This window comes from Flavisolibacter ginsenosidimutans (genome assembly GCF_007970805.1).
Classification (GTDB): domain Bacteria; phylum Bacteroidota; class Bacteroidia; order Chitinophagales; family Chitinophagaceae; genus Flavisolibacter; species Flavisolibacter ginsenosidimutans.
This window is the reverse complement of the sequence record NZ_CP042433.1, coordinates 2,268,808-2,295,070: the sequence shown is the minus strand read 5'-3', so window position 1 is coordinate 2,295,070 and position 26,263 is coordinate 2,268,808. Positions and strand designations below refer to the sequence as shown.

Below are 26,263 nucleotides of genomic sequence, written 5' to 3'. Positions count from 1 at the left end.
CGTTTTTGTTACAGCCTATCCAACGATAGGCTGTTTCGTTTACTGCGATGAACGATTTATGTTCCCGTTATGGTTATGAAGATCATGATTGAGTGGTTGTACAGTTTTACGTTTCACTTCTCACTTTTCTCCTTCTCACGCTTTTGGTATTCCGATGGCGTCATGCCGAACTGTTTTGAAAAGCTGCGGGTAAAAGCCGTTTGCGATGAATAGCCGACCAACTCCGTTATCGCATACATTTTGTGCGTGCCCGCAGCCAAAAGCTCGGCGGCTTTTTTCAGCCGCGTAAGATGAATCAGTTCGTTCGGCGTCATGTTGGAAACCGCTTTTATCTTTCGGTAAAGCGTGGGCCGGCTTACCGCCATGTGTTGCGCCAGCTTCTCTACGTCCAGGTCTTCGTCGGCCATGTGCGCCACTATAGCGACGTGCAGTTCTTCCAAAAACTGTTCGTCGGCGCGGGAATGGGCCATGCTTTTCAGGTGTACCAGCGGCGACTGCGCAAAGTAGTCGCGCAGCTTGCTGCGGTTCATCAGCAAGGTAGAAATTTGCGCCTGCAAATATGCCGGCGAAAACGGTTTCTCAATGTAGGCATCGGCGCCAATTTCCAGGCCTTCAATTTTTGATTGCAAGGTGTTTTTTGCGGTAAGCAGAATGAGCGGAATGTGCGAAAACTCTACGTCGGATTTAATGAGCCGGCACAGTTCAAAGCCGTCCATGCCGGGCATCATCACATCGCTCACGATTAATTGAACGCTTTCTTCTTTCAGCAAGGGGAAGGCGGCTTCGGCGCTGGCGGCTTTAAGCAGCGTATATTTTTCGCTCAGTTCTTCATCTAAAAACTCAAGGATTTCTTCGTTGTCGTCTATCAGCAGCACAACGGGTTTGGTGGCTTGGTTCATGAACGGCTTTTCACAATTGTGTTTTGGTGAACAAGGGTGATGCCTTTCTGCGCAATTCCTTCGTTGCGAACGGGCAGTGCCAGCACAAAAATATTCAGCAACGCGTGGTCTTTTACGGAAACGGTGCCGCCGTGCAATTCGGTTAACGAACGCACCAGCGCAAGCCCGATGCCGGTGCCTTTTTGTTTTTCGTTTTTCAGCAACCGAACAAAGGGCTCAAATATTTTCTCCCGCATGTCGGCAGGAATTAAATGTCCGTCGTTGGCAATTTCAATAAAAAAATTTTCGCTTTCGTGCACCAGTTTCACCGCTACTTTTTCGCCGGCGTATTTGACGGCATTGCTCAAAAGGTTGGTGATGATTTTTGTCAGGGCATCGCTGTCGGCATAACTCACCAGCGTTTTTGCGGGCAGGTGCAGGCTGTAGTGCAAATTCTTTTGTTCGGCAAGTGGTTTAAAGCTTCCAAAGATTTCTTCCAGCAGGCCCGAAACGTTCACTTCGGTAAAGGTTAGCGTAAAGCCGCCGGCTTCGGTTTGACGGTAGTCGAGCAACTGGTTGGTTAAATCAATCAGCCTTTCGGTGTTTCGTTCCATGATGGCCAAACTGTTTTTAATGTCCTGACGGTCTTCGGTTTTTTGTATCACCCGTTCCAGTGGCGCTTTGATGAGCGTAAGCGGCGTTTTGATTTCGTGTGCCAGGTTGGTAAAGAAGCCCATCTTGGCTTCATACAATTCTTTTTCTTTTTGGTAATGCAGACGGGCCAATTTTTGTTCGTTCTCTTCTTTCACGCGACGGTGATAGTAACCTATGCCAAGAAAAGCAAGGCAGACGGTTAGTAAAATATAGAAGACGTAAGCCGGCGACGATTTCCACCACGGCGGCAAAACGGTTATCGAAAGCGTGGTTTCTTTGGGGCTCCACACGCCGCTGCTGTTGGCACTCTTCACACGAAAAGTGTACTTGCCCGGCGACAGATCGGTGAAATAAACTTTACGGTTTTTTTCCAGATAAGTCCAACCCGTGTTTACGCCGTCCATTTTGTATGCGTAATGGTTCATTTGCGGCGCCGCAAAACTCAACGCGGCAAAGTCAATGCTGAACGAAGATTGGTCGTGCGAAAGCCCGATGGTATTTGTGTAAACGATGGATTGCTGCAAGGTGTTTTTCTCACCGATAACGGCTTCTTTGTTGTTCACCTGAAAGCCGGTAAAAACAACCAGCGGCACAAACCTGTCCACCGTTAATTCCGAAGGCATGAAACTGATCATGCCTTTTACGCTGCCAAAAAACAAACGGCCTGTTTCGTCTTTGTGGCCGGAGTTATAATTGAACTGATCATTCAGCAAACCGTTGGCTGAAGTAAAGATTTTTGTGGCTTCCGTTTCGGGATTCAATTGTACCAGGCCTTGCGACGTGGTGATCCAAAGTTGCCGCTGATCGTCTTCCAGAATTTTAAACACAAAATTGCTCGGCAGACCGTTCTTTGTTGTAAAACGTTTGAGCCTTTTTCTGTCGGCGGAAAGCCTCGACACGCCGCCGCCTTCCGTTCCAATCCAAAGGTTTTCCCGGCTGTCTTCAAACAGAGTGTTCACCATGTTGTTGCCGATGCTGGCTTTGTTTTTTGGATCGTATTGAAAAGAACCGCTTCGTCTTGTTTTCGGGTCAAAAAATTTGATGCCTTCGGCAATGGTGGCGCTCCACCAAACGCCGTTGTGGTCTTCCAGAATGTCGTAGGTGTAACCGCTCAAAAGGGTAACGGGAGAAAAGTTGTTTGCCATCTTGTTGTAGCGGAAGACACCGGCGGTGGTACCAATCAATATCTCGCCGCTTTTCGTTTGGCAAAGCGAGAAAACAAAATTGCTTTTTAAATCGCCTGCTCCGTTGCCTGCGTTGTAATGCCGTACCACGTTTCCCGACGGAATGTTGAGCACGTCAAGGCCGTGTTCAAACGTCCCGATCCACAATTCGTCGCCCACGGCAAGTAGCCCGTGAACGTTGTAATAAGCCAAACTGTTTTGACGGCCGGCAGGCATGAAATGCGTGAGATTTCCGTTCGGTGAAAGTTTGTTCAGGCCTGCGTCTTCAGTGCCTATCCAAAGATTGTTGTATTTGTCTTTTACAATTTCGCGAACGGCATTGCCGCTGATGGTTTGCTCACTGTAATCGGGAAAATATTTTTTAAAATGCGAAAGCTGCGGTGCGTAATAATTTACGCCGCCAAAAAATGTTCCGGCCCACAAGCCGCCTTCCTTGTCTTTGCACAAGGTGTAAACCGCATTGTCGGACAAAGCATAAGGGTTGTGATAATTTTTCTTGAGATTGATGACCTTGTGCGCCGTCTCGTTGTAAACAAAAAGCCCCGACTCGGTGGCAAACCAGTATTCGTGCGGACCGTAAGCCAGCATATCCCGCACAAATATCCCTGTGCCGTCGCTGTTTTGGCTGGTGACGGATGCAAAAGAAGCCGTCGCAACGTCAAACGCAAGCACGCCGTAAGCCGCCGTTCCAATCAAAATTTTTCCGTCGCTTGTTGCGTAAATTTTTTCAATCCATTGCGTAGTCACGGCTTTGTTTGCAAAAACGTTGTACGTAACAAAACCGTCCATCGCTGCGTTGTATTTTTTGAGCAATCCGTCAGAGGTTGCCACCCAAAATTTTCCGTCTCTTGTCAGGCACATAGAGGTTGCACTGAAATATTTATCAACAGAAAAAAAACGCGTTGTTCTTTTCTTTTCATCTCGCTGAACCAACGTGCCTTCGGCGATGTACCAAAGTTTGCCGCGGCCATCGCTCAGCACTTCTTTGATGGTTTTTGTGCCTGACGAAGGAATGTGCGTAAAGCTTTCGGTGCGTGAATGGTATTGATAAAGGCCGCGTTGCGTGCCCGCAAACAATCGCCCCGAAGGGTCTTTGTACAAATAGCGAACGTAATCGTTGCCGATGGTGGTGCTGTCGTCTTCGTCGTGCCGGAAAACTTTGAACGAGGTGCCGTCAAAGCGGTTTAAACCATCCTTTGTTCCCAGCCATAAAAAACCCTGCTCGTCCTGAACGCTGCACATAACGGTATTGTGAGAAAGTCCATTCTCTACCTGGTAATGACGGAAATAATAATCGTTTTGTGCTTGCGATGTTTGTGCAAAAAGAAAGAGAAGTATGGCAATCGTGGTTCGTCTCACCGTTGCTGTTTTTCGGTTGGTAAAACAAGGTAAGGATTTTGTGACGGCTTGCGTCGTGCTTGTAAAAGCAACGGATGAGTTGCGGGAAACTTTGAGACGGATTGATAAAACTTTGAGACGAATGAAACCGGCAGCGTAAAAATTTCCGCTCAATTTTATATCGGAATCGGCGCGAATTTTTTGCGCTGTTTCAAAAACGATTGCACTGCTTGAAGAAGAGAAAACAAATAAAGATTGCTCGCCTGTCGCTGTTTGCCGATCCTTTTATTTTTCAGCGATCTTTTTCCGCTGCGGTTTTGTTCTTCCACCGTAAGCGCATACGGTACAACCGCCTTTTTTTCATTCACTTCTTTTTCTATAACATTTTATCATGACTGCTATGGACCGCTCTTTACGAAAAACGAAAAAGCTTTCTTCAGATGAAAGCATGGGTTTCAAACTCAAGATTATTTTTCTTTTTTTCCTGTTTGCGCTTTTCACGGCACTGGCCTGCTTTGCGCAACAGCGCACCGTTACAGGCCGCGTTACCTCGGCCGATAACCAACCTTTGGCGGGTATCTCGGTTACAGTGAAAGGCACAACGACGGGAACTTCTACGGACGCCAACGGCAATTTTTCCATTAACGCGGCTACCGGTTCTACGCTTGTGTTTAGCGGCGTAGGCGTGAACATACAGGAAGCCACCGTAGGCGCTGGCAACACGGTGAACGCAACGCTTCAAAGCAATGCCGCCGCACTAAACGAAGTCGTTGTCATCGGCTATCAAACCGTACGCAGAAAAGACTTAACGGGTGCTACCGGCGTAGTGAACATGAACAACGTGAGCCGCATTACATCACAGTCTGTAGGCGAAGCCATACAAGGCACCGTGCCGGGTGTAACGGTGCGCAACGGCGGTGCGCCGGGTGCAAATTCGACGATTGAAATAAGAGGCGTTTCCAACTTCAGCAGCACCTCGCCTTTGTATGTGATTGACGGAATGCTGGCCGATGCCAACACGACTATCAATCCCGACGACGTAGCCACGATACAGGTTTTGAAAGACGCTTCGGCTGCCGCCATTTACGGTTCCCGTGCGGGCAACGGCGTCATCATCATTACCACAAAAAAAGGACGAGAAGGTCCGTCGCGGGTAACTTTTTCGGCACGTTACGGCATTCAGCAATTGCCCAAAAAATGGAACGTGATGGATGCGCCGCAATATTTAAAAACGGTGCAGCAGGAGTTTCAAAATTCAGGCGTAACGCTGCCCACAGGCATTGCCGCGCAATTGACCAACAATACCATTAATACCAATTGGCAAAACGAAGTCTATCGCACCGGTGCTGTGCAGGACTACAACGTCGGTCTTTCGGGCGGTTCGCAAACGGCTAATATTCTGGTGTCGGCGGGTTATTACAAAAACAAAGGCATCTTGATCGCCAATGATTTTGAACGGGCTTCTTTTCGTATCAATTCGGAAGCACGCAAAGGGCGCATCACCTTTGGTGAGAACATGGTGCTGAGCAACAGCAACGGCAAAAACCCGGGCGGTGGGTTGAATGCTTTTTATGAGGCGCCTTTGTCTTTGCCCATTGTTGCGGTGAAAGGTTCGCAGTATGCAGGTATTCCCGCCAATCCCGGCGCATGGGGCATGGGCACGTCGGACGTTCCGTCCTATGCAAGCAACTACATTGCTAATGCTGCGTTGGACAGACAGACCTACAACTTTGCAAAACTCCTGGGCAACGCTTACGTTGACGTACGCATCGTTAACGGCCTGACGTATCGCTTTAACGCGGGTGCGGAAGTAAGCTTTGATACGTACAAAGAAATTCGCGACACGGGCATTTGGCGCTATGCCAATCAACCGCCGAATACAAGCATTAACGAAAGCCGCCAACGCTTTACAAACTTGTTGCTAGAACATACCTTGAACTTCAACCGCAACTTTGGCCGCCATGCCATCAGTGCCGTAGTAGGCTTCTCCCGCACCGAACAAAAGCGTGAAGTGACAAGCGGCGGCAGGGTAAACCTTGTAAACGCAAACGGTACTTTGTTCACAACCATCGGCTCTGCCACAGGCGCACTTTCGGCAGCGGGAGGCACGCCGGTCTTTTGGCGTTCGCACGGTTATCTCGGACGCATTAATTACACCTACGATGATCGTTATTTGCTGACGCTGACGGGCCGCATTGACCAGGACTCACGCTTCGGCCCCAACTTTCAAACAGGCCGCTTTCCATCAGTGGCCGCGGCTTGGCGTATTAACCGTGAAAAGTTCTTTCACGTAAACTGGATCAATGATTTGAAACTGCGTGCATCTTACGGTAAGCTTGGCTTTAGCGATGTGTTGGGTTCCTGGGATTATTTCTCCGTCATTAATGTTTTCCCACGGGCTGTTTACGGCATCAGCCAGGGCGTGTTTGCCGGCGCTTATCAATCGCAGTTAACCAATCCTGATTTACGTTGGGAAGAAAGAACGCAGAAGAATGCCGGCTTTGACGCAAACGTTTTAAACAATCGCTTAACCGTGTCCTTCGATGTGTACAATGCTTTATCGAAAGACCTGCTCGTGTTCTTAACGCCCCCGCCTTACTTGGGCTTTAGCGGAACGGTTGCCACCAACACGGCCTCAATGCGCAACACGGGTGTTGAATTCAGTGCTACGTACCGTAGCCGGCCAACCAGTTCCTCGCCCTGGCGTTGGGACGTGTCGGCCAATTTCACGACCATTAAAAACCGCGTTCTTGGTGTAGGTGAAAGAGGAAAAGATGCCAGCGGCAACGCCGTTGATTACATTGAATCCACAAACTTTATCCGGGCGCAAGTGGGCCACTCTATTGGCGAGTGGTACGTGATAAAAACGGCCGGCATTTTTAAAAGCCAACAGGAAATTGATTCTTACGTGAGCAAGAGCGGGCAAAAAGTTCAACCAAACGCCAAACCCGGCGACGTACGTTACGTTGACGCAAACGGTGATGGACAAATCAACAACAATGACCGTCAGTACGCCGGTTCGCCCTGGCCCAATTTGCAAACTGGCGCACAGTTTAACGCATCGTACAAGCAGTTTAGTTTTAACCTGCAATTGGTGGGCGTCTTCGGCAACAAAATTTACAACGACATTCGCCGCAACCTTGATGCGTACCAGGTGAATAATTTCCGCAAGGACATTAATCCCTGGTCGCCAGCTAATCCGAACGGTACCGACCCGCGTCTTGCCGTTGACCAGGCAAGTGATCCAACAGTTTCCTTTAACAACATGGCGCAAACCGACCGCTGGCTGGAGAGCGGTTCTTACCTGCGCATTCGCAACGTAGAAATTGCCTTTGCGTTGCCGAAGACGTTTTTAAACCGTTTTAATTTCTCCAGTGCACGCGTGTACGTGAGCGGACAAAACATCGCCACCTTCACCAAGTACAAAGGACTTGATCCGGATGTGCAGGGAACCGGTGTTATTTCGCGTGGCTTTGACGCAGGCAATTGGCCCTCAAGCCGCATTCTTTCTTTCGGCATTCAGGCTGATTTTTAAACGCAAACAATTGACGAAATGAAAAAGACATACTTCATCATAATCACGGTGGCTTTGTGGGCAATGAGCTGCAAAAAGAGTGAATTGAACATTGCCAATCCCAACCAACCCACCACGCAACAGTTTTGGCAAACGGCCAATGATGCGCAACTGGGTGTGAACGCCATTTACAGCACGTATCACCGCGCAGGCCTTAGCCGGTGGATGCACTTTCTTACCATCATACGTGCTGATGAAGGCTTCAGTACCAGTCCCGCGCCGTGGATTCGCAATTACTACGACCTGTTCAACTACGAGAATTACAACGATGGCTTGATTACAAGTTTGTGGTACGATTGCTACACCGGCATCAACCGTTGCAACCAGGTTTTGGACAACGTGCCGGCCATCAACATGGACAACACGCAAAAGCAACAATTGCTGGGTGAAGCAAAGTTTATGCGCGGACTTTTTTATTATACGCTGGCCTTGCATTACGGCAATGTGCCCGTGATATTGCACGTACCTAAACCAAGTGAGTATTATCCGTCCACCACACCGCAAGACGGAGTTTACGCACAGGCTGCGCAGGACTTTACCGATGCAACAACGGCTTTGCCAGCAACTTATGATGCGAGCAACAAGGGCCGTGCAACAAAAGGCGCAGCTTATGCCATGCTGGGCAAGGTGTACATGCAGCAACGCAAATGGCAACAAGCGAAGGATGCCTTGCAATGGTTGGCAGAAGGCCCGGGTGCAAGTAACTACAACCTCGTAGCCAATTACCGCGACAACTTCATTGAAACAACGGAAAACAATTCCGAGTCGGTATTTGAGTTTCAAAACGCGGCCAATCCGATTGATGCCTTTGACAACGATGCCGGCGACGGCGATCCAAACCACACACCCGACAAATTGAATTACGGCACGTCCATTCCGCCCTTCTTTGCACCGCGTCCCATTGGCTTTACCGACGGGCAGGCTTTTCGTTGGGTCGTGTGGGAGTTTTTAAAGGAGAGCCAAACAAACGGTCAACGCGACCCGCGTGTAGCTGCAACTTTCCTGTATGATTCAACCGACGTACGCGGCCCGAACTTTACTTTGGTTTACGGACAAACATGGACCTCACGTGCTTATTCAAACGATTTGAACGACCCCATCGCCGTGGCTACCAATCGTACCGTTTACTGGCGCAAATTTTTAGACGATGCGACGATGAACGGTGAAGTCTTTCACTCCGGCAACAACTACCGTTACCTGCGTTATGCGGATGTGTTGCTGCTGTATGCGGAAGCGTTGAACGCATTGGGGCAAACGACGCAGGCCTATACTTTCGTTGACAAAGTAAGAGTGCGTGCGGGTTTGAAAACGCTGACAGCAGCTATGCCGGGCTTGAGCCAACAAGCTTTTTTAACGCAGTTAAAACACGAGCGCATCACCGAGCTTTCGGGCGAAGGCCATCGCTGGGAAGACCTGATTCGCTGGGGCGATTTAAGCGCATCGCTTTCATCGAAAGATCCGGCCTTTGTCAATTTCAAAACAGGCAAAAATGAAGTGTTGCCCATCCCGCAATTTGATTTGGACAACAACCCGAACCTGAAACAAAATCCGGGTTATTGATTTCACCAGGTGCTGTGTTTGCGCAGCACCTCGTTCATCTTCTCAATTATTTGTTTTGCATGAATTCCGTAAGCCTTCTTTTACGATTGAAAGTTTTGCTGTTTGTAGTCGCTGTCGCTTCGTGCGGCAAAGGAAGCGGTGGCGGCGATGGAAACAATCCGTCCCCGCCTGCAACAAACACATTCACCAATCCCTTGCTTTCGTCCGGCCCCGATCCCTGGATCATTAAATCAGGTTCGAATTACTATTACACGCATACGCTTGGCAACCGCGTTGCGCTTTGGAAAACAAGCAAGGTCTCGGACTTGAAAAACGCAAACCCGCAAACCGTTTGGAGCGCACCGGCAAACGGCGCAAATTCAAAGAATGTTTGGGCGCCTGAGCTGCATTTTCTCGAAAACAAATGGTACGTGTATTACACGGCCGGTTCGGGTGCAAACAACACGCAACGGACCTTTGTTTTAGAGAACGCATCATCCGATCCACTGAGCGGAACGTGGACAGACAAAGGACAAATTGGGGATGCGGCCGCGGACTATTTTGCCATTGACGGAACGGTGCTTAACTACAACAACAAAAATTATTTTATCTGGAGCGGATGGGCATCCGCCACTGACAACAACCAACGAATTTACATTGCCCGCATGAGCAATCCGTGGACGCTGGAAACTGCCCGCAGTTTGATTTCATCACCGCAATACGCTTGGGAGATGAATGGTGCGCCGCCGGCTGTGAACGAAGGCCCGGAGGTTTTGAAAAATGCAGCCGGTAAAGTGTTTTTGATTTACTCGGCCAGTGGTTGTTGGACGGATGATTATTGTCTTGGTATGCTCACCTTAAAGGACGGCGGCGATCCGTTAAACGCAAGCGATTGGACAAAGAATACAACACCCGTGTTTACAAAAAATACCAACGGTGGCGCATTTGGTCCAGGACACAATTCTTTTTTTAAATCGGTGGATGGAACGGAAGATTGGATACTTTATCACGCCAATCCACAAAGCGGTTTGCAATGCGGTGACAGCAGAAGTCCACGAATACAAAAGTTTACGTGGAATGCCGATGGCACACCCGCTTTTGGAACGCCGGTAAACATCAATATGCCCATCACAAAACCTTCGGGGGAATAAAAAAGGTTATACGTTTTATCGCATGGACCCAATCAATCGCATAGAAACATAGGCGCCCATAGAAGTCCAATGTGAAACCTATGTCTTTATGGTCCTGTGGTTAAACTACGAAATAGAATAAAAAACTATAGCCAATAACGGACAAGACTTAGTAATGCCATCTGTAAAAACAATACCGCACTGCTTCCTGTTTTTCTTTTTGCTGACGGGCTTTTGCGCGGCGGCGCAAAATTATTTTACCAATCCCTTGTTGCCTTCAGGCGCCGACCCCTGGATAATTCAAAAAGACGGCTATTATTACTTCACACACACAACGGGACGGAATATTGTGTTGTACAAAACAACCAACATCGCCAATTTAAAAACGGCCGAAAAAAAACTTATTTGGCAGCCGCCCGACGGCACGATGTATTCAAAACAACTATGGGCGCCGGAGTTGCATTTCATCAACAACAAATGGTATTTCTATTTTGCGGCTGATGACGGAAAGAACGACAATCATCGCTTGTATGCTTTGGAAAATTCTTCACACGATCCAATGAAAGGCCGGTGGGTTTTTAAAGGAAAGATTGCCGCGGCAACCGACAAGTGGGCCATTGACGGTTCGGTATTTAGCTTTAAAAAACAATGGTACGTGATCTGGTCTGGATGGGAAGGCGATGCAAACGGTGAACAAGACATTTACATTGCCAAACTAAAAAATCCCTGGACGGTAGACGGCGACCGTGTGCGCATTTCAAGCCCCGTGTTTGATTGGGAGCGGTACGGCGATTTACACGATGCCGAAAATCCACCGCATGTTTCGGTGAACGAAGGGCCCGAAGCGCTTCTTCACAAAGACAAATTGTTTATTGTTTATTCGGCCAGCGGTTGTTGGACCGATAATTATTCACTGGGTCTTTTAACCTTAACCGGCAATGATAATTTGCTCGATTCATCATCGTGGAAGAAAAGTGAGCGGCCTGTGTTTGCAACGTCAATAGAAAACAAGGTTTACGCACCGGGGCACAATTCGTTTTTCAAATCAGCCGATGGCACAGAGGATTGGATAATTTATCACGCCAACAGCGAGGCTGGGCAGGGTTGCGGCGGGCATCGTTCGGTGCGGGCACAAAAGTTTTCGTGGAGCGATGAAGGTTTGCCTTTGTTTGGAACGCCAGTGAAAGAAGGCGAAAGGCTTGCGGCGCCTTCGGATAAAAGAAAACAAAAACGGCAGGTTGAAACCGCAGTGTTGGCCGAATGAACACAAAGCGGCTTTCGTAAATAGCGGATGCGTTTTTAAAGGAGCATCAATAAAAACATTGAAAGAACAAAATCATGAATAGAAACCATTTTCTTCTCTTCGTTTGTCTTCTTTTTTCTCTTACGCCATTTGCGCAAAAAAAAGAAGCAAAGCAAGCTACAGTTGTTACACAAGCAGCTCAACGCTGGACGGCTGAAAAAGCAACGCAGTGGTACAACAATCATCGTTGGATAACCGGCGCAAATTTTCTTCCCAGCACCGCCATCAACCAACTCGAAATGTGGCAGGCCGATACGTTTGACCCGGCCACGATAGACCGTGAATTGGGTTGGGCCGAAAGCATCGGCTTCAACACCATGCGTGTGTTTTTACACAGCGTGGCCTGGAAGCAAGACGCGACGGGTTTTAAAAAGCGCATGAATGACTTTCTTTCCATTGCTGACAAGCACCACATCCAACCGGTTTTTGTTTTTTTCGACGATTGCTGGAACAAGGTGCCGCATGCCGGTAAGCAACCCGAACCAAAACCCGGCATTCATAACTCCGGCTGGGTACAAGACCCCGGGCAACCCGCGTCGAACGACTCAACCTTGTTTCCTCAGTTGGAGGGCTACGTAAAAGACGTGCTCACAACTTTTCGCACCGACAAAAGAATTCTTCTTTGGGATTTGTACAATGAACCCGGTAATTCCGGCAAGCGTGATTCATCGCTGCCTCTGCTAAAAAAGGTTTTTCAGTGGGCAAGAGAAGTGGCTCCCGAACAACCGATAAGCGCAGGCTTGTGGGCCTGGGATTACGAAAAGCTTAACGCCTTTCAATTGAACAATTCCGACATCATTACGTATCACGATTACGAAGAACCCCAATGGCATCAACGCGTCATCGAATTGTTGAAGGCTGCTGGTCGTCCGCTCATTTGTACCGAGTACATGGCCCGCACCCGAAACAGCCGTTTCTCTAATATTCTTCCTTTGTTGGAAAAGGAAAACGTTGGCGCCATTAACTGGGGATTTGTTTCAGGCAAGTCAAACACCATCTATGCGTGGGACACGCCAATACCGAGTGGCGATCAACCGGTCGAATGGTTTCACGACATCTTCTTTCCCGACGGCACACCGTACCGGCAAGACGAAGTGAACCTCATAAAAAAGTTAAGCACGCAAAACAGTGCTGTGAGCAAAAACAATTGATGTTTGACCCGTCATGTTTTCAACGCCTTGCCTTTGCGGCTGATTTTAGTTCTGGGTAATGAAAAACTGAACGGCCTTCCCTTTTGCTGCCTTGTTTCTTTTTGTTGGAAACAGAGCCCACCTGCAATTGGTTTTATTGCAAAAGACCTCATATTTGTAAAAACGTATTTTTAAGCCGGGATTTGCCGCAAGCGTGACGAAGGTTTCCAGAAGAGTCTTTGCGTTTATTCATTCACCACATTGTACCGATAGATCACTCATGACGAAAAAAATAGCCTGTTGGTTATGCTGCCTGCTTTTTTTTGGTACGGGCTGGGGGCAGCAGGAAAGTGGAAAAAGTCAGCCAGCAAAAAACAATGCCGATACCGCAGCAATACAAGTGATTGACGTGCTTTTCGCCACCAACGATGATTGCGATTTGTACATCAACGGAGAAGCCAAAGGTTCTGTTCTCAAAACGGATTTCCGCTATTTGAAACTGGCGCCGGGCGACTATCGCTACCGGGTAAAAAGCAAGACTACAGGCGACGAATTAAGCGATGTTTTTACGGTTTCGGAAGAGGGAACAAACGAGGTGTTTCTGGACATGTTGTATGTAATTGATGAAAAGGCTGCCGAACGGACGCGTTTGCAAAATGCAGGCTTCCCTTTGGATACGGCAACTCAAAACAAAAATTTCGCAGGCACAAAGGCAAGACGAACGGTGCTGACCAAAGAAGAAGCGCAAAAAGAAACCGTCAATTTTCTACTTAGCAACGCGGTGCTTATTAAAGGCGGAAGTTTTACGATGGGCAATAACCGTGCGCCTGCACGCGACGAAGCCGAACATTCCGTAACGCTTAGTCCTTTTTATTTTAGCAAATTTGAAGTGACGCAGCACCAATGGCAAAGCATCATGGGGTACAACCCAAGTGCGAACAAAGGCTGTGAAACCTGCCCCGTGGAGAATGTAAGTTGGGAAGATGCTGTGCGCTTCGTTCGCAGGCTCGATTCATTGAGCAACCGGAAATTCCGCCTGCCTACCGAAGCCGAATGGGAGTATGTGGCCCGCACCGGCGGCAAAGATGAAATTGACAAAGCCGGCGGGCAGGAAGCCTACATAAAAAAAACAGCCTGGTATTTTTCCAATGCCCAAAGCAAACCGCACCCGGTGGGAAGACGGGAACCCAATGCGGCTGGCATTTACGATATGACGGGCAACGTTTCAGAATGGTGTTCGGATTGGTACAGTCCGGGTTTTTATAAAGTAGAACGCAGCCGGCTTAATCCCGCGGGGCCGGTCACAGGCAAGGAGAAAGTGATTCGCGGCGGCAATTTTAAAGATTACGTTGGCGACCACTTTCGACCCTCGTTCCGCAACAAGCGAACGCCCGCCAGCAAAAGCAACGAAGTGGGCTTCCGGGTAGTCTTGAGTTTGAGCGAATAAGAGTTCAGTGGAGAATACACTCGGTTTGCTCAAACGTTTACGCAAGAGTAAAAAGCTTGCGCCGGCTACTTGGCCCGGATTTTTTGCCTGTATGCCGGCGGGCAAAAAATAAATCCGGTTTTCTTATTCCTATTTCGGGAAACTGTAATTTAGGCCTCTGTCCTAAACCGCCGCCCAATCTCCTTTGGTAAAGCCGCACTTTCCTTATCCGAATTTATTGTTTCGACAGGCTGAAGCAAGGCTCTCGTTTCATTCTACCTTATGATGACTTATTTGCTACCGAACGTTTTAAATGGAGAATACTGCAATCATGTTTCTTGTAAACCGAAAGGAAAAACCCTGGCCATTTTCCCGCCCTCTTCTTCCGAGGCTCGTTACCTTTTTTGGGATTTTGCTTTTTATCTTTTTTTCCCTAACGACAAACGCCCAATGCATTCAGAACAACGTCATCACGTTAAGCCAGGCTGTTTGCGCAGGAACAGTAGGTTATTTGCAAGGGTCTACCCCTACCGTAGGCGGCAACGGCACAATCAGTTACCAATGGGAGGCAAATCCGAATAATTGCACCGGAAACGGTGGTTATTCGCCCATTCCTGGTGCAATTGCGAAAGATTATGCGGTCCCCTCTTCGGCGGATCCCAATCTTTGTTACAGGAGGATTGTAACGTTTGGTAATTGCACGGATAATTCAAACGGCATAAGAGTTGATATTCCAGACCGCACGACCCCTTCGCCACCAACGGCGACGGTTGTTCAGCCAAATTGCGTGCTGGCAACGGGCAGCATCAACGTCACCAGCCCGGCTCCCGCAACGGGAATAACCTATAGCGTTAACGGAACAACTTATCAAACCTCAAACAACTTTACCGGCCTTGCTCCGGGTGCGTACAGCGTTACGGCAAAATTCCCCTCTGGCTGTGTTTCTCCCACTTTGTCCGTATCGTTAAGTACCCCGATACCCACAGGAAGCATTTCACCTTCGGCGGCTACCATTTGCAGCGGTGGCACGCAGGTGTTAACTCTAAGCGGTGGTAATACCTATCAGTGGTATCGAAACGGGGTTCTTATTCCTTCGGCTACAAGCAGTACATATAATGCTACGCAAGCGGGCACTTACACAGCTACCATTATAAACGGTGTCTGCGCAGGTCCGGCAACAAACAGTGCAGTCATTACCGTAGTGCCCTTACCCAGTGGCACCGTTTCTCCTGCTGTTGCCAGCATCTGTGCCGGTAATTCGGTTGCGTTAACAGCTACCGGCGGTGGAACCTACCAGTGGTTTAGAAATGGCTCGTTGATCAACGACGCAACGGCCGCTACTTACATTGCCAGCCAACAAGGATCTTACAGCGTAATCATTAGCAACGGCGTATGCAGTGCTCCTGCATCAGATACTGCGGTGGTGACCGTAGAAGCGTTGCCTGCTGGAACGATCACTCCGGGTTCGGCATCCATCTGTTTTGGAAGCAGCCAGGTACTTTCCGTAAGCGGAGGCGCAACTTACCAATGGTACAAAGACAACGTAAGCATAGGCGGTGCCACCGCTTCTACTTATAATGCGATCCAGGGCGGTGCTTATACGGTTGACATCATTAGCGGCACCGGGTGTAGGGGCCGTGCCTCTAATACAGCAACGGTGAGCATTTTACCCTTGCCCACAGGTTCTATTTCGCCGGCTACGGCCACGGTTTGTGCAGGTAGCTCCGTAACCCTAACCGCAACCGGCGGCGCCAATTACCAATGGTATAAAGACGGTGTTGCCATCAACAATGCTTTTTCTTCAACCTACACTGCCACGCAAAGCGGCCGGTATGCTGCCGATATTTTTGATGTTAGCGGCTGTAAGGGAAAATCATCAAACGAAAGCGTGGTTACGGTGGTTACAACGCCTTCCGGACTTATTTCTCCTGCCAACAGCACCTTGTGTCCCGGCGGTTCGGTAACGCTAACCGCAACCGGCGGCAATTCTTACCAATGGTACAAAGACGGCGTGTTGCTCGTTGGCGTTACAGCGGCTACTTATGCAGCTATCCAAACAGGAAACTACACCGTGGATATTATTTTAGGAACTTGCAGAGGCAGCTCGACCAACACGGCTGTTGTAACGCAGGGCACCGCGCCTGCAGGCTCCATTACACCGGCTTCGGCCTCTCTTTGTTCCGGCAACAGCGTTGTGCTTACTGCCACTGGCGGCGTGTCTTACCAGTGGTACAAAGACGGCGTGTTGATTACCGGGGCAACGACCGCAATCTATACTGCTACGCAAACAGGTACATACAGCGTCATCCTTTTTAACGGCGGCTGCAGCGCTCCGGCAAGCAATACGGTGGTTGTTGCGCCAAGTACGTCCATTACTTTTTCCATCGCCAGCACCAATCCTTCCTGTGCATCATCCACGGGAACCATAACGGTTAACACCCCGACGGGCGGCAGTGGTAGCGGCTATACGTATTCAAAAGATAACGGGGTAAGCTTTCAAACAGCAAACACCTTTACAGGACTGTCCGCAGGAACGTATCAAATCGTTGTGAAGGACGCAGGCGGTTGCAAAAGCAATCCGTCTTCAGTGGTGATAGCTTCCTTTACATCCACTCTGCAGGCCTCTGCCGCAACCACCAACATTACGTGCACGCAGGCTTCGGGATCGGTTAGCGTTACAGCCGGTGGCGGCACATCACCGTATCAATACAGTTTGGATGGCGGCACCTATCAATCGGGCAACAGTTTTTCAAGCCTTTCTTTGGGTGCGCATAAGGTGACGGTAAAAGATGCCGGCGGCTGTACGTTCGAGGTGAACTTCAATATCACGCAAGTTGCTTCTACGCTTGCTGCAACAGCCAGTGTTACGAATGCTTTCTGCGGGCAGCCGAACGGTTCTGTGACTGTGCAAGCTACGGGAGGTGCGCCGGGCTATACGTACAGTCTTGACAACGGCTCGTTTCAAACGGCTAACACCTTTGGGAATCTTACAGCGGGATCGCATAAAATAACGGTAAAGGACAATGCCGGTTGCGTTGTTGACGTTGCGTTTACAATCACGCAATCAGCAACCGTCCCGAATCTTGTTATTACCAATCCGCCGAAGATTTGTCCTAACGCTACGGTTAACTTGCAATCTCCGACAATTACGGCCGGTTCCGACGCAGGCTTACAGTACAGTTACTGGACTGATGCAAACACTACGACAGCCGTACAATCACCGGGTGCGGTTTCGGTAGGCACCTACTACATTAAGGCAACCAATGCCGGCGGATGCACAAGCATTAAATCTGTACAAGTAACAGCGCAAACGGTTTTCCCCGGCAGCATTACAGCTACAAGAACACTCGCCTGCATTACCGATTCACTTCCGTTAACCGCAAGCGGTGGAAGGGCTTACCAATGGTACCGGAACGATACTTTGATTACCGGCGCTACTTCGGTTAGTTATCAGACAAAGCAATCGGGTATTTATTCTGTTTACATTGACGACGGTACTTGTGCGGTGAAAGCCTCCAACACGGTGAAGATTGAATTTAAACCGTGCACGCCGATAGCTGATGCGAGAGCACTTGTGCCAACCGCCTTCACACCGAACCGCAACGGTGTTAATGATGTATTGCGGCCCATTTTTTACAACGTCACTTCTCTGCATTATTTCAAAGTTTACAACCGCTGGGGGCAACAGGTGTTTGAAACCGCTACGCCAGGCAAAGGCTGGGACGGAAACAAAGACGGTGTGCCGCAGCCGGCAGAAACCTATTCCTGGATTTTAGAGGCCGTAGGCAAGAACGGTGAAATCATTAAGGCAAGCGGCAGAAGCGTTTTGATCAGATAACTCTTTACCATGAAAAAGTGCATCCTCGGTTTGTGTTTGTTGATAGCGGCTGAAGTGGTTTGGTCGCAGTCCTATCACTTCTCGCAATTTTTTTCCACGCCGCTTTTAACCAATCCTGCCAATACCGGCTCTATGGATGGAGGTTACCGCTTTGCTTCCAACATTCGTTCGCAGGGTTTGTCGGGGGGCAGTCCGTACTTCACCGGTTATATTTCAGCCGAAGTTAATCCGCTGCGCAACAGTTTGCCGGAAGGCCACAAAGCGGGTATAGGCCTTTACATCATGAACGATCATTCGCTGGGCGGTGCGGTGCAAACAAACAGTGTCGGCCTGAGTGCAGCTTATCACGTAGGCCTTGACCCTTACGGCGAAAACAGCTTCGGAGTCGGCGTGCAGGCTGCTTATCATCAACGGCGTTACGACTACTCAAAGCTTTCTTTTGAAAACCAGTTTGGGCCAGGTGGTTTCGACGGCTCTTTGCCCGTAGGCGAGCCACTGAACGCAAACAGCCGGTCTTTTTTTGACGTGAACGCAGGCCTTTTATACAGCCGCACCGTTGGCGCCAACGCTTATTTTGGTGGCATTTCGGTGTATAATATTCTTCAGCATAAGGAGAATGTATTGACCGAAGAGTTTTCGATGCCAACACGCTTTGCATTCCAGGGTGGCTCGCAGTTTTCTTTTGGACCGGGTGGCAATCTTTACCTTTCTCTTACCGCCATGTACCAGGCCAACGCAAACGAGATAACGGCCGGTGCGGCCTACGGTATTCCGTTGACCGAAGAAGAAAGAAATGAACTGCTCGGCGGGATGTGGTATCGCATCAATGACGCCGCAATCCCGTACATTGGTTTCCGGCGCAACGATCTCCAGGTAGGCCTTTCGTACGATTACACCGTGTCATCGTTAAAGGCGGGTTCTCAAGTGCGCAATGCCTTTGAGCTTACTTTTGTGCTCAGAGGCGCCATCAACCGCGAACTGAAAACAACGGTGCCCTGGTATTAATTTATCTCTTTAAAGTGCGGAACCTTTAACCCAGAAAGGCAAATGCGCCAACAGAATGATACCCTTCAAATGAACCGAATCAGACCTCTTTTTCTTTTTTATCAACGCAACGGAAGTACGGATGCCCGTGCCTCCTCCATTGCGAAATATTTTCTTTTCCTTCTTTTCCTTCCTTTACTCTCCGAAGGGCAAAAAATAAAACGAAGCGAATACAATGCGGCAGAAAAACGCTGGCACATTGAAACAGCACCGGTAAACTTAAAGTCCGCTCCCGGTAGTAAAATGAACGTTGCACTAAGCGCAGCGGGATCGGCATATTCACTTTGGTTAAGCGGTTCGGGCACCAGTGCCAATACCGTCATTGCCGGCGACGCCTTGATTTTTTTGTTGGATGATGACAGCACGGTAACGGTCAAATCAACGGCGGTGCAAAACTTCGAACGAAAAGACAACAGTTACAACCACGAATATCAACTGACGCAGGATGATTTGGAAATTTTAAGCCGGCACAATTTGCAGGCATTGCGCAAGTATTCGGCCGAAGGATATAACGACGTTTACCTGGAGAAAGAAACAGCCGGAGGCTTGAAAGAATTAAGCACAGCTTTTCTGAATGAGTTGAAGAAAGCAAACCTTCTCTCACTAAAGCATACGCCAGGCTTTCCGGGCGGCAAAGCCGTGCTGCTGGGTTTTTTAAATCGCAACCTAAAATCATCGCTCCCGTTAACAGGTGCTGAAAGAAAATTTGCCGTCGTTCAATTTGTGGTGAACGCTGATGGACTGGTAGATGATCTGCAAATAAAACATTCTGCGGGCAATGTGTTTGACAACGAATTGCTGCGCATCCTCAAACGCATGCCCCGGTGGAAGCCTGCGACAATTGACGGCAAACGGGTAGAGGCAATCGTGACGCAACCCTTAACCTTTTTGCGAACGGGAAATGTGGTGAACATTCGGTTCTAAGGCCGTGTGTTTGGAATCCAAAAAAAATCAACTCGGCTAAACTTTTATTTTTCCTTCAATGGAATCGTCCAGCGTTTTACCAACGATTGCACCGGCCAGCCTTTTTACCATGCCCACCATCATGTTGTGTTTCGTGTCCCAATAATAGCCTTCCATCGGCTCAAATTTTATGGCCGAAATGCGCGGGTCATCCACGCCTTTGGTGAACCACGTTTTTAATATTGGTTCCCACAACTCTTTGATTTTCTCTTTGTCTTCAATGATAAACGCCTTGCCGTACAATTGAAGAAAATCGGAATAATCGGAACCCTGAAAAAGCAGTTGCACCGAATGATCTGCGGAAATCTCCAGGTTCTTGTGGCTGTCTTTGGCACTCAGGAACCAAAGGTTGCCTTCGTCGTCAAACTGCCGCACCGACATGGGCCTTGTAGCAAACGGCTTCCCGCTTTGAATGTTGGTGCAAAAAAAACAAGTCGAAGCTTTGCCGGTAAGCGTTTTTATTTTTTTCTGCGCTGCTTCTCCCCGCAAATCTTCGTAATTGTCTTCGGGCTGTTGTTTGTTAATGCTGTCCATATTTTCAAAGCAACAAAAACAGTACCTCACAAATCAAGGAACAACAGTTGCCAAAGGGAAATCGTTTGTTGAAGGAACGCCTGTATAAGAAAAGTGAAAGCGCAACAAACAAAGGTCTTGTTTGCAAACCTGGTAGACCTTTTCCCCAATTCTTCTCATGTTTTCAAACCGTTCATACGGCCGTGTAATAATGCGTTGTCATTCACTCTTTTTGTAGGTTTGAGTTGTCAACCTTGTTATATGAAACAAAACCCGTTACTCCTTGCCTGTTTCTTTTTATTCCATACAATGAACGCACAGCAAACCACAAAGCTGCTTTGGCAAAACAATCAGTTCAGCGTCTTCGCCGATAGAATTGTGCAGCAGGGAAAATACACCGCAAAGGCACTTTCGCCCACCGAAATGATCTCGGACTACAAAAGCCCGGCAAACCTGTTTAAGTCTTCGGTCATTGCGTTTAAGTTCAGCATCAACGGCAAGGATAACGAAATGAAATCAGGCGTTGATCATCACATTAATTTGACTGGTGGAAGTGCGCACGAAACACCGCTGATAAAATTTGGCGAGCAGTTGAAAACTGACAACGCAAAAAAGGAAGGCTATTTATCACCCAACACGAAACTGAAAATAAGACTTGACCTGCGCGACGTTTTTGCGGCGTTTAAAAAAGAAGGCTATTACACATTGTTCAACGGCGACAAGCTTTACAAAGACGATTTCAAAGCCGTGTACGTGGCGGGAAATGCAGCGCCGCTAATTTGGGATTTCAACAACCTGCACCAACGCCCCGAACTGCAATTAAAAGACCCTGATGGCGACGGCATTTACGAAACCGAAATTGTGTTGAACAAAGCCGACGATGCGCCGCAAACGGCGGCGAGCTGGAAGATGACGAAAGATGCAACGGCTTTTCCGAAATACAAATCGAGCTACGTTCTGTCCGATGCGGTTTACAACATGTCGCTGGAAGAAATGATAAAGGCCGTTGAGCCCGACAGCACGTTTCGAACGGGGAAAGAATGGGCCGGCGTGTGGACTCGCGACATCAGTTACAGCATCATTCTTTCAATGGCTTATCTGCAACCGCATGTGGCCAAAAACAGTTTGCTCCGAAAAGTAAACAAGAAGAAAAAAATCATTCAGGACACGGGCACGGGCGGCGCCTGGCCGGTATCATCCGACAGAATGATCTGGGCCGTTGCCGCTTACGAATTGTACAAAGCCACCGGCGAGAAAGATTGGTTGCAGGAAGCATACACGATCATTAAAAATTCTTTGGAAGATGATTATCAAAACTTGTACGACGGCGAAACGGGTTTGGTAAAAGGCGAGTCTTCTTTCTTGGACTGGCGCGAACAAACCTATCCCAAATGGATGCAACCCGCGGACATTTACAACTCGGAAAATTTGGGCACAAACGCGGTGCATTTTCAAGCAAACATTGTGGCCGCAAAAATGGCCCGTCTGCTTCACAAGGAGGCGGAGGCAACTTCTTTTTTGAACGCAGCCGAAAAAATTAAAACGGGCATAAACAAATATTTGTGGATGCCGGCCAAAAATTATTACGGCCAATATTTGTACGGAAAAACTGACTTATTTCTTTCGCCAAAATCAGAAGCATTGGGCGAAGCCTTGTGCGTTTTGTTTGGCATCGCCGATGAAAAGCAACAAACAAAAATCATCAGCAGCACACCGCAGCTTGATTTCGGCATTCCCTGCATCTATCCGCAAATACCCGACATTCCGCCCTACCACAACAACGCAGTATGGCCTTTCGTACAAAGCTATTGGTTGTGGGCATCGGCAAAAAGCGGCAACGAAAGTTCCGTGATGCAAAGCATTGCCAGCATCTATCGTCCGGCGGCGATGTTTCTTACCAATAAGGAAAATTTTGTAGCCGACAACGGCGACTTTTTGGGCACGCAAATCAATTCGAGCAACATGCTTTGGAGCCTTTCGGGCAACATCAGCATCGTACACAAAGTTTTCTTCGGCATTCGTTTTAAGGAAGACGGTTTGGGCTTTGAACCCTTCGTGCCGAAAGCATTCAACGGCAAGCGAAGCCTTGCCAATTTTAAGTATCGCGATGCCTTGTTAAACATTGAAATGAGCGGCTATGGCAATAAAATAAAAAGCTTTTGGCTAGACGGGAAGTTGATGGAGACGCATAGTTTTTCGGCAAGTTTAAATGGAGTTCACGCCCTAAAAATTGAATTGGCAAACAACGACCTTGCGCCTTCAGCCACAAACAACGTTGCCAACCACACGTCATTGCCAGCGCCGGTTGTAAACGAAGCAGCGGGTATGTTGTCGTGGGAAAAAATTGACGGCGCAGTGAACTATAAAATTGTTCGCAACGGCACATTGTTCACCAGCACAACGGCAAACCGTTTTGCCGCAAACGATAAAAGCTATGCGGAATACAGCGTGATTGCAGTAGATAAGGCCGGTATGGAATCTTTCGCCAGCGAACCCGTAAGCGTTACTCCTGCATCTGCAATTAAATCAATTGAGGTCGAGGATTTTTCACCAAAGTCTGATGCGGCGTACAAAGGTTTTTCGGGTACAGGCTTTACAGAAATCAGCACCACAAAAAACACAACCGTTGTGGTTCCAATCAACGTTAGCGAAGACGGTTTTTATTTGATTGACGTAAAGTACGCAAACGGCAACGGGCCAATCAACACCGAAAACAAATGCGCCATTCGCACGGCCTTTGTCAACGATAAAAAAACGGGTGTGTTTGTGTTTCCGCAACGCGGTACGGCCGAGTGGTCGAACTGGGGATTCAGCAACAGCCTCAAAGTCTATTTGATCAAGGGAAAAAACAATTTCACGTTGCGTTATCTGCCGGCAAACCAAAACATGAACGAAGAGATTAACGAGGCCATGCTCGATTATGTACGTGTGATTAAGCTGAATGCCTTGCCTGCTTTAAAGAAATGACGAAGCAAAAGATGTTGTTAGTGTTTCAACTGTTTGATGAGTGAGTTTTCGTATGGCTTTTTGAATCACGAAGACACAGTGAACACAAGGTTCACAGCGAGAGCTTCTGCATAGCTCCTTCATTGCGGTTCAAGCACGCCGGTGCGGGATTTTTTGTTGAAAAGCGCTGTGTTGCGTGCACAACTTATGCTATACCTTTGAATCGTTTCATTAGCAAGGCATTCTTCAAAGCCGGGTAAAAGACATTCAGTTTATTCTCCTTCGTTTATTCCGATCCCGTCCGCGCCTTATCAACTTCGCACCCAAAAGACAGCGTTCAATTGTTCATCGTTCTCCAAAATTTTATTGTATGGACACAGGACAATCGAAATTAAAAACGTCAAAACAGTTCTTGCCGCTGCTTCTCATTATCGCAGGCTTGCTTTTGTCGTTTCGTCATCCGCTTACAGGCCTTGTTTCCCCGGTTCAACTGGACATGAAGATTGAACACCAGCCGGCCATCATGCCTGCGCTGTACAAAGTGTACAGCAACGAAAATGCGCTCTACGGCAAATACAGTCTTTTTAAAATGCTGGTGACGAACAACAGCAACAGGTCGGCCCGCGACGTTGACGTTTCGTTTCAAATACCCAATTACATCGAATGGACTTCGGTAATGAAAATTCCTTCTCTTGAACCCGGCCAATCGGCGGTGGTTAATTGCTATCCTTCTTTCGCCGATAAAATTGTCGAGAAAACAACGACGTCCGAAGAAAAAGTCAACATCAAAATCAAGGGCGCCAACATCAGCGATATTGACCAGAGTTTTGCCATCGAAATACAGGGCCGCAACGATTTTTTGTACACCTGTGTTCCCGCAAATGAAATCCGCACGTCTGCGGATGTTTTTGACAACGCCAACCTGCTGACTTGTTTTGTTACTCCCGAAGATCCCATCATAAAATACTACACGCAAAAAATACAAGAAAAGATTTTGAAAGGCGAAACCGCAGCCGTAGGAAACAAAGAAGAGGAAGGCGTGCGGTTTATGGAAGGAATTTATTTGGCAACGCTGATGAGCCACATGGTTTACAGCGGCACCAGCGGCGTTCCGGAAAGACTGGACGACATTACCACCATGCACCAAAGTATTCGTCTGCCGCGTGAAGTGGTGACCGGCAAAACAGGCTTGTGCATCGAACTTTCTCTTTTGTACGCAAGCATTATGGCCGATGCGGGAATGAACCCGGTTATTTATTTTATTCCCGGCCATGCTTACCCGGGTTTTAAAATGAACGGTCATTATTACGCCATTGAATCCACCGGCATTGGCGGCGAAGGCATCGGCGGCAGCATGAATACCGACGAGGCTTACCGCGAAGGCATGAAAAATCTTCAAACGTTTTTCCAGGCTGTGGCCGCAGGCGACGATCGTTATCAATTGCTGGATGTACGCGATGCCATCAACAAAGGCGCGGTAGCAATGGAATTGAAAGACGACTCGTTTTTACGGCAGAAGATTGATGAAATCACACAGGTTTTTGATGCTAATTACGGAAGCGGCAGCGGAAACGATGCAACCGGTTATAATCTTTACCAGGATGCGGTAAGCTTTTCTTATCCCAATACCTGGATACCTGCGCCGAGGTCCTCTGAATCCATGCCGCAAATGAAACAACTCATTGCAGATAAAAGCAACATGGCTTCAGTGATCGTTTATCAGTTCGACGGCTATACCGACCCAGAACAGGCTATCGTAACGATAAAGCAATACGCCGAAAGCTACCAGGGTACGTCGCAATACACCAATACCGGACAGGCTTACAACGGGTATTCGCTTTTTAACGGGCAAACAACGTACTCAAACGGCAACGCTTTTAACTGGACCGCGGCGTTGAAAGCAACCGGCAGCGGTGTGGTGGGCATTGCCGTTGCTGCTTATACCACCGCAGACCCGAAGTACCAATCCATCCTTCTCGACATTCTTAAATCCTTACGGTAATGAGTATGAAAAAATATTGCGTTGTTCCGGCTCTTTGCTTTTGCCTGCAACTTTCTTTTTGGGGCCGTGCGCAGGACATTTACCGCGGCTTAAAACAAACCATTGATTTTACGATAGACAAGATTGGCAATGCGGACATTGATGTTTCGATGCAACTAACAGCCGCGCAGTGGGACAATTTTAAAAAGACCATCGGCGAAAACGTTTCGCTCCTAAAAAGGCAAATGGAAAGAGAGTTGCCAAAATACTACCTCACTGATTTTAGTTATACCGAAGACGCAATGAACCGTGCCTACAACGTAAAGTTCAAAGCGCTTGGCATTGGCTTTGTCAACCGGAACGGCTTGTGGGAAACAGACCTGGACGTTGAAAAGCCCGACATCACCAAGCTTTCCGACCGGGAGTTTGTAATGAACGAAGATGTGTTGGCAAGCGGAACGTTGGTACAGCAAACAGTCAAGCTTCATTTGCCTTCTGTTGCAAAGAACGCAAAAGTGGAAAAGGACAGTTTTGGTAAAGCTGTGCTCACGTATGCAACGGGACAGGAATTGACTTCGCAAGCCCTAACGGCTTTCGGAATTCTTCTCGTTCTTTTGGGGGCCTGGTGGTTTTACAGAAACCAGCAGGCGAAAAACAAGCCTGCACTTGCTCAAATAACACAAACTGATAAAGAGCCAAACAAAGAAATTGCCGGCGAGGCCATAAGAAATGCCGTCATCGAAGCAAGGGAAAGCGAAGAAAAAAGGCAGATTGAATTAAAAAGAGGCGGCGTTGTTTAAACAACACAAGCCTCCAGAAAAA

15 protein-coding genes are annotated in these 26,263 nt (G+C 48.3%); 12 read left to right on the top strand and 3 right to left on the bottom strand.

All coding sequences use genetic code 11. The annotated features are described in order from the left end of the window. Positions 1-113: 113 nt before the first annotated feature. Positions 114-899: a response regulator transcription factor gene (locus FSB75_RS09435; protein WP_146786139.1), complete on the bottom strand. Its 786-nt coding sequence runs from the start codon at positions 897-899 to the stop codon at positions 114-116. Continuing rightward, on the bottom strand, positions 896-4,075 hold the full coding sequence (locus FSB75_RS09430) for a ligand-binding sensor domain-containing protein (protein ID WP_146786136.1): 3,180 nt from the start codon (positions 4,073-4,075) through the stop codon (positions 896-898). Before FSB75_RS09430 ends, FSB75_RS09435 begins: the two co-directional genes overlap by 4 nt. Positions 4,076-4,445: 370 nt before the next feature. Here FSB75_RS09430 and FSB75_RS09425 point away from each other — a divergent pair, with 370 nt between their 5' ends. The 9 genes from FSB75_RS09425 (at position 4,446) to FSB75_RS09385 (ending at position 19,962) form a co-directional block, all read left to right on the top strand. Further along, entirely contained in the window at positions 4,446-7,589 is a 3,144-nt protein-coding gene (locus FSB75_RS09425) for a SusC/RagA family TonB-linked outer membrane protein (protein ID WP_227990881.1), read from the top strand. Between the two features lie 18 nt (positions 7,590-7,607). After that, positions 7,608-9,188, top strand: a complete 1,581-nt coding sequence (locus FSB75_RS09420) for a RagB/SusD family nutrient uptake outer membrane protein (RefSeq protein WP_146786133.1) — start codon at positions 7,608-7,610, stop codon at positions 9,186-9,188. A 59-nt stretch (positions 9,189-9,247) separates the two neighbouring features. Then, complete coding sequence (locus FSB75_RS09415; protein WP_146786130.1) at positions 9,248-10,318, top strand: glycoside hydrolase family 43 protein; 1,071 nt, start codon at positions 9,248-9,250, stop codon at positions 10,316-10,318. A gap of 154 nt (positions 10,319-10,472) precedes the next feature. After that, positions 10,473-11,561: a glycoside hydrolase family 43 protein gene (locus tag FSB75_RS09410; RefSeq protein WP_146786127.1), complete on the top strand. Its 1,089-nt coding sequence runs from the start codon at positions 10,473-10,475 to the stop codon at positions 11,559-11,561. Positions 11,562-11,635: 74 nt separating this feature from the next. After that, entirely contained in the window at positions 11,636-12,751 is a 1,116-nt protein-coding gene (locus tag FSB75_RS09405; RefSeq protein WP_227990880.1) for a glycoside hydrolase 5 family protein, read from the top strand. Positions 12,752-13,010: 259 nt separating this feature from the next. Beyond that, positions 13,011-14,177, top strand: a complete 1,167-nt coding sequence (locus tag FSB75_RS09400; RefSeq protein ID WP_146786124.1) for a formylglycine-generating enzyme family protein — start codon at positions 13,011-13,013, stop codon at positions 14,175-14,177. A gap of 310 nt (positions 14,178-14,487) precedes the next feature. Beyond that, a complete protein-coding gene (locus FSB75_RS09395) occupies positions 14,488-17,994 on the top strand; it encodes a T9SS type B sorting domain-containing protein (protein ID WP_172623109.1) in 3,507 nt (1,168 codons plus the stop codon). 9 nt (positions 17,995-18,003) lie between these two features. Continuing rightward, positions 18,004-18,999, top strand: coding sequence for a PorP/SprF family type IX secretion system membrane protein (locus tag FSB75_RS09390; RefSeq protein ID WP_146786118.1), 996 nt, complete (start codon positions 18,004-18,006; stop codon positions 18,997-18,999). 69 nt (positions 19,000-19,068) lie between these two features. Then, positions 19,069-19,962 (top strand): energy transducer TonB, encoded by an 894-nt coding sequence (locus FSB75_RS09385; RefSeq protein ID WP_172623108.1) that lies wholly within the window; start codon positions 19,069-19,071, stop codon positions 19,960-19,962. A gap of 36 nt (positions 19,963-19,998) precedes the next feature. Here FSB75_RS09385 and FSB75_RS09380 read toward each other — a convergent pair whose 3' ends face one another. Then, positions 19,999-20,535, bottom strand: a complete 537-nt coding sequence (locus FSB75_RS09380) for a pyridoxamine 5'-phosphate oxidase family protein (protein ID WP_146786111.1) — start codon at positions 20,533-20,535, stop codon at positions 19,999-20,001. A 240-nt stretch (positions 20,536-20,775) separates the two neighbouring features. Here FSB75_RS09380 and FSB75_RS09375 point away from each other — a divergent pair, with 240 nt between their 5' ends. The 3 genes from FSB75_RS09375 (at position 20,776) to FSB75_RS09365 (ending at position 26,241) form a co-directional block, all read left to right on the top strand. Beyond that, the gene (locus FSB75_RS09375) at positions 20,776-23,481 is read left to right on the top strand and encodes an alpha-L-rhamnosidase-related protein (protein ID WP_227990878.1); all 2,706 of its coding nucleotides are present in this window, start codon (positions 20,776-20,778) and stop codon (positions 23,479-23,481) included. Positions 23,482-23,830: 349 nt separating this feature from the next. Beyond that, positions 23,831-25,462, top strand: coding sequence for a hypothetical protein (locus FSB75_RS09370; RefSeq protein WP_146786108.1), 1,632 nt, complete (start codon positions 23,831-23,833; stop codon positions 25,460-25,462). Positions 25,463-25,467: 5 nt separating this feature from the next. Continuing rightward, positions 25,468-26,241: a hypothetical protein gene (locus FSB75_RS09365; protein WP_146786105.1), complete on the top strand. Its 774-nt coding sequence runs from the start codon at positions 25,468-25,470 to the stop codon at positions 26,239-26,241. Positions 26,242-26,263 lie beyond the last annotated feature (22 nt).

What these genes read in the sequence shown, in the direction of transcription:
- FSB75_RS09420 (WP_146786133.1), top strand. Translation starts at nt 7,608, where the DNA reads ATGAAAAAGACATACTTCATCATAATCACGGTGGCTTTGTGGGCAATG.
- FSB75_RS09390 (WP_146786118.1), top strand. Translation starts at nt 18,004, where the DNA reads ATGAAAAAGTGCATCCTCGGTTTGTGTTTGTTGATAGCGGCTGAAGTG.
- FSB75_RS09385 (WP_172623108.1), top strand. Translation starts at nt 19,069, where the DNA reads ATGAACCGAATCAGACCTCTTTTTCTTTTTTATCAACGCAACGGAAGT.
- FSB75_RS09410 (WP_146786127.1), top strand. Translation starts at nt 10,473, where the DNA reads ATGCCATCTGTAAAAACAATACCGCACTGCTTCCTGTTTTTCTTTTTG.
- FSB75_RS09405 (WP_227990880.1), top strand. Translation starts at nt 11,636, where the DNA reads ATGAATAGAAACCATTTTCTTCTCTTCGTTTGTCTTCTTTTTTCTCTT.
- FSB75_RS09370 (WP_146786108.1), top strand. Translation starts at nt 23,831, where the DNA reads ATGGACACAGGACAATCGAAATTAAAAACGTCAAAACAGTTCTTGCCG.
- FSB75_RS09395 (WP_172623109.1), top strand. Translation starts at nt 14,488, where the DNA reads ATGTTTCTTGTAAACCGAAAGGAAAAACCCTGGCCATTTTCCCGCCCT.
- FSB75_RS09375 (WP_227990878.1), top strand. Translation starts at nt 20,776, where the DNA reads ATGAAACAAAACCCGTTACTCCTTGCCTGTTTCTTTTTATTCCATACA.
- FSB75_RS09380 (WP_146786111.1), bottom strand. Translation starts at nt 20,535, where the DNA reads ATGGACAGCATTAACAAACAACAGCCCGAAGACAATTACGAAGATTTG.
- FSB75_RS09365 (WP_146786105.1), top strand. Translation starts at nt 25,468, where the DNA reads ATGAAAAAATATTGCGTTGTTCCGGCTCTTTGCTTTTGCCTGCAACTT.
- FSB75_RS09400 (WP_146786124.1), top strand. Translation starts at nt 13,011, where the DNA reads ATGACGAAAAAAATAGCCTGTTGGTTATGCTGCCTGCTTTTTTTTGGT.
- FSB75_RS09435 (WP_146786139.1), bottom strand. Translation starts at nt 899, where the DNA reads ATGAACCAAGCCACCAAACCCGTTGTGCTGCTGATAGACGACAACGAA.
- FSB75_RS09415 (WP_146786130.1), top strand. Translation starts at nt 9,248, where the DNA reads ATGAATTCCGTAAGCCTTCTTTTACGATTGAAAGTTTTGCTGTTTGTA.
- FSB75_RS09425 (WP_227990881.1), top strand. Translation starts at nt 4,446, where the DNA reads ATGACTGCTATGGACCGCTCTTTACGAAAAACGAAAAAGCTTTCTTCA.